Annotated in this window: 11 protein-coding genes, 4 tRNA genes and 1 pseudogene; 9 read left to right on the top strand and 7 right to left on the bottom strand. The window is 58.7% G+C overall.

Annotation, left to right across the window (positions count from 1 at the left end; all coding sequences use genetic code 11):
* Positions 1 to 8 precede the first annotated feature (8 nt).
* From JFU37_RS16580 to JFU37_RS16560, 5 genes and pseudogenes are all read left to right on the top strand, one after another.
* On the top strand, positions 9 to 635 hold the full coding sequence (locus JFU37_RS16580) for a DUF1780 domain-containing protein (RefSeq protein ID WP_201116322.1): 627 nt from the start codon (positions 9 to 11) through the stop codon (positions 633 to 635).
* Positions 634 to 757: pseudogene (locus JFU37_RS16575) on the top strand (MOSC domain-containing protein); the annotation flags it as partial. The gene JFU37_RS16580 and the pseudogene JFU37_RS16575, both read left to right, overlap by 2 nt.
* Positions 758 to 808: 51 nt before the next feature.
* Positions 809 to 982, top strand: a complete 174-nt coding sequence (locus JFU37_RS16570) for a DUF3094 domain-containing protein (protein ID WP_032830895.1) — start codon at positions 809 to 811, stop codon at positions 980 to 982.
* Between the two features lie 60 nt (positions 983 to 1,042).
* Positions 1,043 to 2,341: an NAD(P)/FAD-dependent oxidoreductase gene (locus tag JFU37_RS16565; protein WP_201116321.1), complete on the top strand. Its 1,299-nt coding sequence runs from the start codon at positions 1,043 to 1,045 to the stop codon at positions 2,339 to 2,341.
* Between the two features lie 318 nt (positions 2,342 to 2,659).
* Positions 2,660 to 3,067 (top strand): HvfA family oxazolone/thioamide-modified RiPP metallophore, encoded by a 408-nt coding sequence (locus JFU37_RS16560; protein ID WP_201116318.1) that lies wholly within the window; start codon positions 2,660 to 2,662, stop codon positions 3,065 to 3,067.
* A 145-nt stretch (positions 3,068 to 3,212) separates the two neighbouring features.
* Here the strand turns inward: JFU37_RS16560 and JFU37_RS16555 are convergent.
* The 7 genes from JFU37_RS16555 to rluD form a co-directional block, all read right to left on the bottom strand.
* Positions 3,213 to 3,289, bottom strand: a tRNA-Pro gene (locus tag JFU37_RS16555).
* A gap of 96 nt (positions 3,290 to 3,385) precedes the next feature.
* A tRNA-Lys gene (locus JFU37_RS16550) sits at positions 3,386 to 3,461 on the bottom strand.
* Positions 3,462 to 3,466: 5 nt separating this feature from the next.
* Positions 3,467 to 3,543: transfer RNA gene (locus tag JFU37_RS16545), tRNA-Pro, on the bottom strand.
* 9 nt (positions 3,544 to 3,552) lie between these two features.
* Positions 3,553 to 3,628, bottom strand: a tRNA-Asn gene (locus tag JFU37_RS16540).
* Positions 3,629 to 4,029: 401 nt separating this feature from the next.
* A complete protein-coding gene (gene clpB, locus JFU37_RS16535; RefSeq protein ID WP_201116316.1) occupies positions 4,030 to 6,594 on the bottom strand; it encodes an ATP-dependent chaperone ClpB in 2,565 nt (854 codons plus the stop codon).
* Positions 6,595 to 6,723: 129 nt separating this feature from the next.
* Positions 6,724 to 7,449 (bottom strand): peptidoglycan editing factor PgeF, encoded by a 726-nt coding sequence (gene pgeF, locus JFU37_RS16530; RefSeq protein ID WP_201116314.1) that lies wholly within the window; start codon positions 7,447 to 7,449, stop codon positions 6,724 to 6,726.
* The gene (gene rluD, locus JFU37_RS16525; protein ID WP_046048807.1) at positions 7,446 to 8,408 is read right to left on the bottom strand and encodes a 23S rRNA pseudouridine(1911/1915/1917) synthase RluD; all 963 of its coding nucleotides are present in this window, start codon (positions 8,406 to 8,408) and stop codon (positions 7,446 to 7,448) included. Before rluD ends, pgeF begins: the two co-directional genes overlap by 4 nt.
* Positions 8,409 to 8,559: 151 nt before the next feature.
* Here rluD and JFU37_RS16520 point away from each other — a divergent pair, with 151 nt between their 5' ends.
* From JFU37_RS16520 to JFU37_RS16505, 4 genes are all read left to right on the top strand, one after another.
* Entirely contained in the window at positions 8,560 to 9,582 is a 1,023-nt protein-coding gene (locus JFU37_RS16520; RefSeq protein ID WP_201116313.1) for an outer membrane protein assembly factor BamD, read from the top strand.
* 235 nt (positions 9,583 to 9,817) lie between these two features.
* Complete coding sequence (locus JFU37_RS16515) at positions 9,818 to 10,051, top strand: PP0621 family protein (RefSeq protein ID WP_201116312.1); 234 nt, start codon at positions 9,818 to 9,820, stop codon at positions 10,049 to 10,051.
* The gene (locus JFU37_RS16510; RefSeq protein WP_201116311.1) at positions 10,041 to 11,630 is read left to right on the top strand and encodes an ATP-binding protein; all 1,590 of its coding nucleotides are present in this window, start codon (positions 10,041 to 10,043) and stop codon (positions 11,628 to 11,630) included. The genes JFU37_RS16515 and JFU37_RS16510 overlap by 11 nt, the downstream gene beginning before the upstream one ends.
* Positions 11,631 to 11,632: 2 nt before the next feature.
* A complete protein-coding gene (locus JFU37_RS16505) occupies positions 11,633 to 12,973 on the top strand; it encodes a sigma-54-dependent transcriptional regulator (RefSeq protein WP_201116310.1) in 1,341 nt (446 codons plus the stop codon).
* The last annotated feature ends 37 nt before the right edge of the window (positions 12,974 to 13,010 follow it).

Here is a 13,010-nt window from a genome sequence, read left to right as displayed (position 1 = left end):
TTGGGCCTATGGATGACTCAGATTATTTACGCCTGCTGACCATCGCGGCCGAGCAAGCCAACGCGTTCCTTTCCAATGCCCGCAAATGGGAGCGCGAGCGTTGGGTGTGCCAGCGCCTGCTGCAAGGCCTGAACATCCCCTACCGCACCGATGAATTCGCCCCCGCCGGGGAACCGCCAGACGTGCTGTTTCGCGATGCGAATTTCGAGGTTTTTTTCGTGCTCGACGAAGGCCGGCGTCTCAACGATGAATGGCGCGACGAGCTGCAACGCCGGCGCAGCGCGTTTTCGCTGAGTTCGCTGGTGCGCCGCGAGGCCAAACCCAAGCGCATTCCGGCCAATGATTTCTTGCTGAGACTGGCACCGACCTTGCGCAAAAAAGCCCACAACTACAAAGAACGCGGGATGGATCTGGGGGAACTGGACATCATCGCCTTCGCCAGCCTCAAGCGCGAAGTGCTGGACCTCAACAGCCATTTCCCGCCCCCCACTGAATACCTGCGTCAGGGCTGGCGGTCGTTGTCGCTGGTCGGTCCGACGTTTGCCCGTGTTTTATTTGCGCATCCGGACGCGCCGGACTTCCTGCGCAGCAACCTGGGGCGCAGCATCCTGTTCGATGTCGGGATCAGCCTGTGAACCCGTTCGCGGCCATGGCGAAACCACGGCCCGGGTGTTACAAAGTGAAATCCTTCGCCTGGACGATACCGTGAGCGTCGAGAGTTCCAGGCAACGGCTATGCTCCGTTCAACGTTCGTTAAATCAGCCTGTAGCTTCTACACATTCAGCAACGTCTACCTGACGAGGCCTTTATGACCAGCCGCCTGAACCCCGACGACCAGAAGCATGTCGAAGAGTACCTGCACCTGTCCCAGCACCGAGTCGAGCGCCGGCCTTTCCGGCCGTGGATGCTCCTGGTGGTGGTATTGGCAGTGACCATTGGTTTGGGCCTGTTGAGCCGACTTATCAGTTACCTGACGCTATGAGCTGCCTCGCGCTCGCTCGGGTAATTGCACCGATTTCTTTTAGCCTTGCGAGATATCCCCATGACTCATCGTATTGTCATCGTTGGCGGCGGCGCCGGCGGTCTGGAGTTGGCTACCCGTCTGGGTAAGACTCTGGGCAAGCGCGGCACAGCCAGTGTGATGCTGGTCGACGCGAACCTGACTCACATCTGGAAACCGCTGTTACACGAAGTGGCGGCCGGATCGCTGAACTCTTCCGAAGACGAACTCAACTATGTTGCCCAGGCAAAATGGAATCACTTCGAGTTCCAGCTGGGGCGCATGAGCGGGCTTGATCGCGCCCAGAAAAAAATCCAGCTGGCAGCCACTTACGACGATGCCGGCGTCGAACTGGTGCCGGCCCGTGAACTCGGCTACGACTCCCTGGTGATCGCCGTCGGCAGCACCACCAACGATTTCGGTACTCAGGGCGCGGCACAGCACTGCCTGTTCCTCGACACCCGCAAACAGGCTGAGCGCTTCCACCAGCAATTGCTAAACCACTATCTGCGTGCCCATGCCGGACAAACCGACAAGGTCGAGCAGATCAGCGTCGCCATCGTCGGCGCAGGTGCCACAGGCGTCGAACTGGCGGCGGAACTGCACAATGCCGCCCACGAACTGGCGGCCTATGGTCTGGACCGGATCAAGCCGGAAAACATGCACATCACCCTGATCGAAGCCGGACCACGGGTGTTGCCAGCCCTGCCGGAACGCATCGGCGGGCCGGTGCATAAAACCCTGGAGAAGCTCGGGGTCAACGTCATGACCAATGCCGCCGTCAGCGAAGTGACGGCCGACAGCCTGATCACTGCCGATGGCAAAGTGATCAATGCCAGTCTGAAAGTCTGGGCCGCGGGGATTCGTGCACCGGGTTTCCTCAAGGACATCGATGGCCTGGAAACCAACCGCATCAATCAGCTGCAAGTGCTGCCGACCCTGCAAACCACCCGCGACGAGAACATCTTCGCCTTCGGTGACTGCGCGGCCTGCCCGCAACCGGGCACTGACCGCAATGTGCCGCCACGTGCACAGGCTGCGCATCAGCAAGCATCGTTGCTGGCCAAGTCCCTGAAGCTGCGGATCGAAGGCAAGGCATTGCCGGAGTACACGTACACCGACTACGGCTCGCTGATCTCGCTGTCGCGTTTTTCGGCTGTGGGTAACTTGATGGGCAACCTGACCGGCAGCGTAATGCTCGAGGGCTGGCTGGCGCGGATGTTTTACGTGTCGCTGTACCGCATGCACCAGATGGCGCTGTATGGCGCGTTTCGTACGGCGATGTTGATGCTCGGTAGCAAGATAGGACGCGGGACTGAGCCACGGCTCAAGCTGCACTAACTCGGTCTAGTGTGGGAGCGGGCTTGCTCGCGAAAGCGGTGGGTCAGTCGACGAACTGTTGCCTGATCCACCGCTTTCGCGAGCAAGCCCGCTCCCACATTTGTTTCTCGTGGCACAGACGATCTGTGTCTCACTGTATCTATCCCCGCGATCCACCCCCTTCGCTTACAAACTCCCCCCTTGCACGACACAGTTGCGATACACCCCGACCGTTAAATAGCCACATCCGAGCAAGGCACCCCGCCCGCTTCGGCTAACGCCACACTGTCGTGGCGTCCACTATTGAGCGGTTGTGTTGTGCAACCCAGGAGAATGTAAATGTCCCGTACCACTACTCTCAGCAAGAACACCATTGGCCTGCTCGGCGCTGTCCTGGCGGGTGGCTTGATGTTGTCCGGCTCCGTGTTCGCCTCGCAGCCCCTGACTCAGGGTTACCTGCTGGCGTCGGCCGAACAGGTGGTGAAAACCCCTGAAGGCAAATGTGGCGAAGGCAAGTGTGGCGATGCATCGATGGCAAAAACCGACACCGATGGCGACGGCAAAGTATCCCGTGCCGAATTTCTGAAAGTCGCGCCGAAGTCCGATTTCGACAAGATCGACACCAACCATGACGGTTTCATCGACGAGCAAGAGGCTTACAACAACGTAAAAGCCAACTTCGAAGCCAATGGCAAGAAAATGCCAAAAGGCTTGTTCGAGCACCTGAAAGACCAAGACGGCGCCTAAGCGTCTGAGCCCCAGCCCCGCCTCTCAACGAGAAGCGGGGCATTTTTTCGCCTGTCGAAATCAAACCTGAAAGCGCTGGACCAAAGCCTCACTTTTTCGAAGACAAAAAAAATCCCCGTATCTTTCGATACGAGGATTTTTAATATGGTCGGGGTAAGGGGATTCGAACTCCTGACATCCTGCTCCCAAAGCAGGCGCGCTACCGGACTGCGCTATACCCCGGTAAAAAAAAGGCGACCTTTACAAGTCGCCTTCTTCGATCAGCGCTTTTGGCCTCTGATCTTAAGATTCGATTCCAGCGTTAACTGGTTTCAAAAATGGTGGGTCGTGTGGGATTCGAACCTACGACCAATTGGTTAAAAGCCAACTGCTCTACCAACTGAGCTAACGACCCAAAAATGGTCGGGGTAAGGGGATTCGAACTCCTGACATCCTGCTCCCAAAGCAGGCGCGCTACCGGACTGCGCTATACCCCGGTTTGAAATTGGCTCCGTGACCAGGACTCGAACCTGGGACCCAATGATTAACAGTCATTTGCTCTACCGACTGAGCTATCACGGAACTACATATTTCAATTTACAACTGTGAAGCTTGCTTCACCTCTTCGACCCGTTCGCATCGCTGCGTTCGTGTGTCTGAGGCGCGCTATTCTACAATTTTAAGCACCTCTGTCAACCCCCTAATTTGCATTCAAGTTAATGATTTGCAACTTATTTCAGATTCCTGCTTGGGGAGCAGAAACCCTACCGGGTGACTTACTGCGGGGCGCACTTTACAAGCCTTTTCCTTTCAGTTCAACAACCTAATGAAAAAAAGGCCTCGCAATGCGAGGCCTCCTGTTCAGCTATGGATTGTGTAGGAGCGAGCTTGCTCGCGAAACGCTCAATGACAGCGCATTTATCCAGGACGTACGCGTTATCGTTATCGACCATCGCGAGCAAGCTCGCTCCTACAAAAGTGGATCAGACGAAGACGATTTCGTCGTTTTCCACGACACCTTTGGCGGTATCGCCGGGCATGAAGCGACCCGACAGAATCAGCTGCGCCAACGGGTTCTCGATCCAGCGCTGGATCGCTCGTTTGAGCGGCCGTGCGCCATACACCGGGTCGTAACCCACCGCTATCAGCTTATCCATGGCCTCAGGGCTGAGTTCCAGTTTCAGCTCGCGCTCGGTCAGACGACTGCGCAGGCGACCCAACTGGATCTCGGTAATGCCGGCGATCTGATCCCGAGCCAACGGCTCGAAGATCACCACTTCGTCGACCCGGTTGATGAACTCCGGACGGAAGTGCGTGGAAATCGCATCCATCACCGCCGCACGCTGCGCTTCACGATCACCGACCAGTTCCTGGATCTGCACCGAGCCCAGGTTGGAGGTCATGACTATCACGGTATTTTTGAAATCCACCGTGCGGCCATGGCTGTCGGTCAGTCGGCCATCTTCCAGCACCTGCAACAAGATGTTGAAGACATCCGGGTGAGCCTTCTCGACCTCGTCCAGGAGGATTACCGAATAAGGCTTGCGACGCACTGCCTCGGTCAGGTAACCGCCTTCTTCATAGCCTACGTAGCCTGGTGGCGCGCCGATCAGTCGGGCCACGGAATGTTTCTCCATGAACTCGGACATATCGATCCGCACCATCGCCTCTTCCGTATCGAAGAGGAACTCGGCCAGCGCCTTGCACAGCTCGGTTTTACCGACACCGGTCGGGCCGAGGAACATGAATGAACCGCTCGGACGATTCGGGTCCGACAACCCGGCTCGGGAACGCCGTACCGCGTTGGAAACCGCAATAACCGCTTCGTCCTGACCAATCACACGTTGGTGCAACAGGCTTTCCATCTTCATCAACTTGTCGCGCTCGCCTTCGAGCATTTTCGACACGGGAATGCCGGTCCACTTCGAGACGACTTCGGCAATCTCTTCCTCTGTCACCTTGCTGCGCAGCAACTGGTTCTCGCTTTTGCCATGCTGGTCGACCATCTGCAGGCTACGCTCCAGGTCCGGGATAACCCCGTATTGCAGCTCGGCCATGCGGTTCAGGTCGCCTTTGCGGCGGGCAGTTTCCAGTTCCTGACGGGACTGTTCAATTTTTTGCTGGATCTGCGCGGAGCCCTGAACCTCGGCTTTTTCCGCGTTCCAGATTTCTTCGAGGTCCGAGTACTCACGCTCCAGACGAACGATTTCTTCCTGGAGTTTTTCCAGACGTTTCTTCGCCGCGTCGTCGCTTTCTTTCTTCAGCGCCTGGGATTCCACCTTCAGCTGAATCAGGCGACGTTCCAGGCGGTCGAGCACTTCCGGCTTGGAGTCGATCTCCATGCGGATACGACTGGCGGCTTCATCGATCAGGTCGATGGCCTTGTCCGGCAACTGACGATCCGTAATGTAGCGATGACTGAGCTTGGCCGCGGCAATGATCGCGCCGTCGGTGATCGCCACCTTGTGGTGAACCTCGTAACGCTCTTTCAGGCCACGCAGGATGGCGATGGTGTCTTCTTCGCTCGGCTCATCCACCAACACTTTCTGGAAGCGCCGTTCGAGGGCCGCATCCTTCTCTATATATTGGCGGTATTCGTTAAGCGTGGTCGCGCCGACGCAGTGCAGCTCACCGCGAGCCAATGCCGGTTTAAGCATGTTGCCCGCATCCATCGAGCCTTCGCCTTTACCGGCGCCGACCATGGTGTGCAATTCGTCGATGAACAGAATGATCTGCCCTTCCTGCTTCGACAGCTCGTTAAGCAGGGATTTCAGGCGCTCTTCGAACTCGCCGCGATACTTGGCACCGGCAATCAGCGACCCCATGTCCAGGGACAACAGGCGTTTGCCTTTCAGTCCATCCGGCACTTCACCGTTAATGATGCGCTGGGCGAGGCCTTCGGCGATGGCGGTTTTACCCACGCCAGGTTCACCGATCAGCACCGGGTTGTTCTTGGTGCGACGCTGCAGGACCTGAATGGTCCGACGAATTTCGTCGTCGCGGCCGATGACCGGGTCAAGCTTGCCCTCTTCGGCGCGCTTGGTCAGGTCGACGGTGTATTTATCCAGCGCCTGACGTGACTCTTCGTGGTTGGCGTCATTGACCGCTTCGCCGCCACGCAGGTTGTTGATCGCGTTTTCCAGGGCTTTCTTGCTGACGCCCTGGCCGAGCAACAATTTGCCCAGCTTGCTGTTCTCGTCCATCGCGGCGAGCAGCACCAGTTCGCTGGAGATGAACTGGTCGCCCTTCTGCTGGGCCAGGCGATCGGCCTGGTTGAGCAGGCGCGCCAGATCCTGCGACATGTTGACGTCGCCGGTCGGATTCTGGATTTTCGGTAGTTGGTCGAGCTCTTTGGTCAGCTCTTTACGCAAGCTGTTGACGTCAAAGCCCACCTGCATCAACAGGGGCTTGATCGAACCACCCTGTTGTTCAAGCATGGCTTGCATCAAGTGCGCCGGTTCAATGCCGGGATGATCGAGGCCAACGGCCAGGGATTGGGCGTCGGACAAGGCTAACTGCAACTTGCTGGTTAAACGGTCTATACGCATGGGTCACCTTCCTTTTGAGCAGGCCGGACCTATAAACATCCTGAATGAAGAAACCTGCCAGATACCTCATTAGATGTGGTCGATTCTGGGAGATTCAAGCGTCACAAGGTTGATGCAGATCAGGGAAGTCTAGCTTTCAAGCCAGATAAGGGAGGCAAATCGACCCGTGCGAGGGCTGCGACGGTAGGAAAAGAAGCGTGGATCGGTCACGGTGCAGAAACCGCCACCGTAGACAGCCGTTACACCGCGAGCGGCCAGACGCAAACGCGCCAGCGTATAGATGTCGGCCATGAACTTGTCGGCGTTTTGGCTCGGCACAAAGGCTTGGGCGGCGTCGGGCAATTGCTGGACGAAGGTCTCGCGCACTTCCGGGCCGACTTCAAAGGCTTGGGGGCCAATGGCCGGGCCGAGCCAGACCAGCACGTCTTCCGGCGGCACGGCCAGACTGTCGAGAGTGGCTTCCAGCACGCCCGCCGCCAATCCGCGCCAACCTGCATGGGCCGCCGCAACGCGAGTACCGGCACGGTCGCAAAACAATGCCGGCAGGCAATCAGCCGTCATCGCCGCGCAGGCAATCCCGGGGGTTGCGGTCCAACTGGCGTCAGCGGTATCCACACGGCTTGGGTCTGCATGTGCCACGACGATGCCGTGAACCTGTTGCAGCCAGGCCGGTTGAATAGAGAAATGATCGGTGAGACGACGGCGATTTTCGGCCACAGCTTCGGGGCTGTCGTCGACGTGATCGCCGAGATTGAGGCTGTCGAACGGCGCCAGACTGACGCCGCCCGCACGGGTGGTGACGCAGGCTTTCACCCCGGCAGGCGCAGGCCAGTCGGGAATCAGCCAGTCACTCATCCGATGAACGCCTCGCGGTCTTGCTTGAGCAGCGTCAGCAACCAGACGAAGTCGTCGGGTAGTGGCGATTCCCAGCTCATGCGCTTACCGGTCGTCGGGTGATCCAGTTCCAGGAACCGCGCATGCAGCGCCTGACGCGGGAACGCTTTCAACGATTCGATCATGGTCACACTGGCTGCCGGCGGGATACGGAAACGACCACCGTAGGCAGGATCTCCGACCAACGGGAAGTTGATGTGGGCCATGTGCACACGAATCTGGTGCGTACGACCGGTTTCCAGCTTCACCCGCACGTGAGTGTGGGAGCGGAAACGCTCAAGCACACGGTAATGGCTGACGGCTTGCTTGCCACCTTCCATCACCGCCATGCGCTGGCGTTGCTGGCCATGGCGACCGATCGGCGCGTTGATCTTGCCGCCCGCCGTCACCACACCGATCACGATGCACTCGTAGATCCGGCTGACGCTGCGGCTCTGCAACTGTGTAACCAGCTGCGTCTGCGCTTGAATGGTCTTGGCCACCACCATCAGACCGGTGGTGTCCTTGTCCAGTCGATGCACGATACCGGCGCGGGGCACATTGATGATGTCCGGCACGTGGTGCAGCAAGGCGTTGAGCAAGGTGCCATCGGCGTGGCCGGCAGCCGGGTGAACCACCAGGCCCGCAGGCTTGTTGATCACCAGGATGTCGTCGTCTTCATAGACGATGTCCAGCTCGATGTCTTGAGCGATCCATTCGCCCTGAGCTTCCTGCTCGGCAGTCAGCTCAAGAATGGCGCCACCGTGAACGATGTCTCGCGGGCGGATAACCGCCCCATCCACAGTCAGGCGGCCGTCTTTGATCCAGGCGGAAAGGCGCGAGCGCGAGTGCTCAGCGAATAATTGTGCGGCGACTTGATCGAGGCGTTGGCCGCCCAATTCGGACGGCACCTCTGCGCGAAGTTCAATTTTATCGGACATGCTCAGACTAGGCGTCGGCACAGCCTTTGGTTTCGGCTGCGCGCTTGTGGTTAAATACGGCGTCTTTTGCCCCGAGGCTATTCAACGGGGCACTCATCATAACAGGACGGCCCCGCCCAAGACAGCGGCCGTCATAGGGACGCAAGCCGCCATGCAAGTGAAACACCTGCTGCTGATCGCCATCCTCGCATTGACCGCTGCTTGCTCATCGAAGGAAGTCGTAGACGAAAACCTGAGTGAAGTCGAGCTGTACCAGCAGGCTCAGCACGACCTGGACAACAATAGCTACACCGCCGCCACAGCCAAGCTGAAGGCCCTGGAGTCGCGTTATCCGTTCGGTCGCTACGCTGATCAGGCTCAACTCGAGCTCATCTATGCCAACTACAAGAACACTGAGCCTGAGGCTGCGAAGTCCGCTGCCGAGCGTTTCATTCGCTTGCACCCACAGCATCCGAACGTGGATTACGCTTACTACCTCAAGGGCCTGACGTCTTTCGACCAGGACGTCGGCCTGCTGTCGCGTTTCCTGCCGCTGGACATGACCAAGCGTGATCCGGGTGCAGCTCGTGACTCCTATAACGAGTTCGCCCAGCTGACCAGCCGCTTCCCCAACAGCCGCTACTCGCCTGACGCCAAGCAGCGCATGATCTACCTGCGCAACCTGCTGGCGGCCTACGAAATTCACGTTGCAGACTACTACCTGACCCGTCAGGCCTATGTCGCTGCCGCGAACCGTGGTCGTTACGTGGTAGAAAACTTCCAGGAAACCCCTTCGGTCGGTGACGGCCTGGCGGTAATGGTCGAGTCGTACCAGCGCCTGCACCTGGACGAACTGGCCAACACCAGCCTCGAAACCCTGAAGCTCAATTACCCGAACCACCCGAGCCTGGTGGACGGTCAGTTCAAGCCATCGATGGAAGAAGCCGACAACCGGTCGTGGTTGAGCAAGGCGACCCTGGGCCTGATCGATTCCCGTCCACCGCTGCCGCCGGGCGAAACCCGCGCCAACCAGGACGTGCAGAAGCAGTTCCAGGACGCCAAAGACGCGATTCCAAACGATCTCAAGCCTAAAGATTCAAATGGCGACGTGATCGAAGAGGAAAATCATGAAGCGCAAGGCAATAACACTGACCGTTCGTGGTTCAGCCGCATGACCTTCGGCGTGTTCGACTGACATTGTAGGAGAGAGCTTGCTCGCGATGGACTCAAGAGCGCCGCGTTTAGCCGGTAAACACGCGTTATCGTTAACGACCATCGCGAGCAAGCTCGCTCCTACACGGCATGACACCAAGAGGGAGCCTTTCGAGGCTCCTTTTTTATTGCCTGCTATTTATTGACGAACTATTACGCTGTGCGCCTGCCCCGTCCTTGGCTAAACTGCTGATTCATTAATCAAATAGCAGCTCACCATGCTTCGTTTATTGTTCTGGATCGCTTTGATTGCCGCTGCGGTATGGTTCTGGCGCAAGTTCAAAGGTCAGGCTTCTGTGCCCAAGTCCCCTGCGGAACTGGAAGCGGCCCCCATGGTCCGCTGCGCTCATTGCGGCGTCCACCTGCCCCGCGACCGCGCGCTGAATCTTCAACAACAGTGGTATTGCAGCCAGGCTCACCTTGAGCAAGGCCCGAGTTCCAGTGATCGCTGAGACGTCCAGTCCCGGCAGCAAACAGGCCCAGCGACTACTGCGCCTTTATCACCTCTACCGTTTAAGCGTCGGCATCACCCTGGTGCTGTTGATCTCCAGCAACATGGACAACCAGTTGCTGACGTTTGCCAACGACGACCTGCTGCGCAGTGGCAGCTGGTTGTACCTGGTACTGAATATCCTGCTGGTGGTATTCCTCGAGAACACCCGGCGACCGGCGCAATGGGTCGCCCTGTCGCTGACCGACGTGGTGCTGTTGTGCGGCCTGTTCTACGCCGCGGGTGGCGTGGCCAGCGCCATCGGCAACTTGCTGATCGTGTCGGTGGCCATCAGCAACACCCTGTTGCGAGGCCGCATCGGTCTGCTGATTGCTGCAGTCGGCGCGCTCGGCATCGTCGGTTCGAGCTTTTTCTTGAGCTTCAGCCACCCCACCAGCCCTAACGATTACCTGCAGGCCGGCACGCTTGGCGCGTTGTGTTTTGCGGCGGCTTTGCTGGTGCAAGGCCTGATACGACGCCTGGTCGTCAGCGAAACGCTGGCCGAACAACGGGCCAACGAAGTTATCGGCCTCGAAACCCTTAATGCGCTGATTCTGCAACGCATGCGTACCGGCATCCTGGTGCTCGACAACCATCGGCGAGTTCAACTGGCCAATCACAGCGCCTTGACCCTGCTGGGTCGCTACAGTCTCGAAAACCAACTGATCGACGACCACTGCCCTCCCCTCGTTGAACGCCTGCAACTGTGGCTCAACAATCCGACACTGCGCCCCCAGAGCCTGAAAATCGCCAGCACGGGTCTGGAGCTGCAACCGAGCTTCATTGCCCTTGACCAAAGCCCCCATCATCAGACATTGGTCTTTCTCGAAGACCTTGCCCAGATCGCCCAGCAGGCCCAGCAATTGAAACTCGTCGCCCTCGGCCGCCTGACCGCCAGCATTGCCCATGAAATCCGCAACCCTCTGGGCGCCATCAGTCATGCCGCACAGCTATTGCAGGAATCTGAGGAACTGAACGGCGCGGACCGACGTCTGACACAAATTGTTCAAGACCACGCCAAGCGCATGAATCGAGTCATCGAAAACGTCCTGCAACTGTCCCGCCGCCAGCAAACCGTGCCGCAACGGCTCGATCTGAAGCCGTGGCTGGAGCGGTTCGTCGCCGAAACCCGCGAGGGGGTGACCGAGCGTCAGCAGATTCACCTGCGCATCGGTTCTGGCGACTTCAAAACCCTGATGGACCCGAACCAGTTGCACCAGATTCTCGACAATCTGTTGCGCAATGCCTGGCGCCACAGCGCGCTGAGCCACGACCAGGCGCAGGTCTGGCTTGAGCTGTTTGTCGCCCCTGACAGCCAGCTGCCGACCCTCGAGGTTCTGGACAATGGTCCCGGCGTCGCGCCAGACCATCAAGTGCACTTGTTCGAGCCGTTCTTCACCACAAGCCCCCAAGGCACTGGTCTGGGGCTTTATCTGTGCCGTGAGCTGTGCGAAAGCAACCAGGCCCGCCTAGACTTTGAACCACGCCAAGGCGGCGGCTGCTTTCGTATCACCTTTGCTCACGGACGGAAACAAAGTTGAACATGAGCCCACGGCAAAAAATCCTCATCGTCGACGACGAACCGGATATCCGCGAACTCCTGGAAATCACCCTGGGACGGATGAAACTCGACACCTTCAGTGCCCGTAACCTTGGCGAAGCCCATGCGCTGCTGAGCCGGGAGACATTCGACCTGTGCCTGACCGACATGCGCCTGCCGGATGGCACCGGCCTGGAACTGGTGCAACACATCCAGCAACGCTATCCGCAAGTACCCGTGGCGATGATTACCGCTTACGGCAGCCTCGAGACGGCGATCAATGCCCTCAAGGCCGGCGCCTTCGACTTTCTGACCAAACCGGTCGATCTCACCCGCCTGCGGGAGCTGATCACCAGCGCCCTGAGCCTGCCCGCGCCCGGCGGCGTCAGCCACGCCATTGATCGCCGGTTGCTCGGCGACTCTGTGCCCATGCGTAACCTGCGCCAACACATCGACAAGCTGGCGCGCAGCCAGGCACCGGTGTACATCAGCGGCGAATCCGGCAGCGGCAAGGAATTGGTCGCGCGACTGATCCATGAGCAAGGGCCACGCGCCAACCAGCCGTTTATCCCGGTGAACTGCGGGGCAATCCCGTCGGAATTGATGGAAAGCGAGTTTTTTGGCCATCGCAAAGGCAGCTTCAGTGGCGCCATCGAAGACAAACCGGGCCTGTTTCAAGCGGCTCACGGCGGCACGCTGTTCCTCGATGAAGTCGCTGATTTGCCACTGGCGATGCAGGTCAAGCTGCTGCGGGCAATTCAGGAAAAAGCCATCCGATGTGTCGGTGGGCAACAGGAAATCGTGGTCGATGTGCGCATCCTCTGCGCCACCCACAAAGACCTCGACGCCGAAGTCGCCGCCGAACGCTTTCGCCAGGATTTGTACTATCGGCTGAATGTGATCGAGCTACGCGTTCCGCCCTTGCGCGAACGTCGGGACGACATTGAGCCCTTGGCCAGCCATGTGCTTGAGCGCCTGGCCGCCGGTAGCGGCCAGCCTGCCGCAACACTCCACCCACACGCCCTCGACGCACTGAAAAACTACCGCTTCCCTGGCAATGTGCGGGAACTGGAGAACATGCTCGAAAGGGCTCACACCCTGTGCGAAAACCAACAGATCGAAGCCTGCGACCTGCGACTGGCCGAAGGCAACTGTGCCGCCGAAGGTGGCGTGCCCGACCTGACGCAGATCGACAACCTGGAAGACTATCTGGAAAACGTCGAACGCAAACTCATCCTTCAGGCCCTGGAAGAAACCCGCTGGAACCGCACGGCGGCTGCTCAGCGGTTGAATCTGTCGTTTCGGTCGATGCGTTATCGTTTGAAGAAGCTAGGGTTGGATTGATCCTTAAAAGATCGCAGCCTGCGGCAGCTCCTACAGA

This window comes from Pseudomonas sp. TH41 (genome assembly GCF_016650695.1).
GTDB lineage: Bacteria > Pseudomonadota > Gammaproteobacteria > Pseudomonadales > Pseudomonadaceae > Aquipseudomonas.
This window is presented reverse-complemented; position numbering and strand designations above follow the sequence as displayed.

What these genes read in the sequence shown, in the direction of transcription:
- JFU37_RS16580 (WP_201116322.1), top strand. Translation starts at nt 9, where the DNA reads ATGGATGACTCAGATTATTTACGCCTGCTGACCATCGCGGCCGAGCAA.
- JFU37_RS16570 (WP_032830895.1), top strand. Translation starts at nt 809, where the DNA reads ATGACCAGCCGCCTGAACCCCGACGACCAGAAGCATGTCGAAGAGTAC.
- JFU37_RS16565 (WP_201116321.1), top strand. Translation starts at nt 1,043, where the DNA reads ATGACTCATCGTATTGTCATCGTTGGCGGCGGCGCCGGCGGTCTGGAG.
- JFU37_RS16560 (WP_201116318.1), top strand. Translation starts at nt 2,660, where the DNA reads ATGTCCCGTACCACTACTCTCAGCAAGAACACCATTGGCCTGCTCGGC.
- clpB (WP_201116316.1), bottom strand. Translation starts at nt 6,594, where the DNA reads ATGCGTATAGACCGTTTAACCAGCAAGTTGCAGTTAGCCTTGTCCGAC.
- pgeF (WP_201116314.1), bottom strand. Translation starts at nt 7,449, where the DNA reads ATGAGTGACTGGCTGATTCCCGACTGGCCTGCGCCTGCCGGGGTGAAA.
- rluD (WP_046048807.1), bottom strand. Translation starts at nt 8,408, where the DNA reads ATGTCCGATAAAATTGAACTTCGCGCAGAGGTGCCGTCCGAATTGGGC.
- JFU37_RS16520 (WP_201116313.1), top strand. Translation starts at nt 8,560, where the DNA reads ATGCAAGTGAAACACCTGCTGCTGATCGCCATCCTCGCATTGACCGCT.
- JFU37_RS16515 (WP_201116312.1), top strand. Translation starts at nt 9,818, where the DNA reads ATGCTTCGTTTATTGTTCTGGATCGCTTTGATTGCCGCTGCGGTATGG.
- JFU37_RS16505 (WP_201116310.1), top strand. Translation starts at nt 11,633, where the DNA reads ATGAGCCCACGGCAAAAAATCCTCATCGTCGACGACGAACCGGATATC.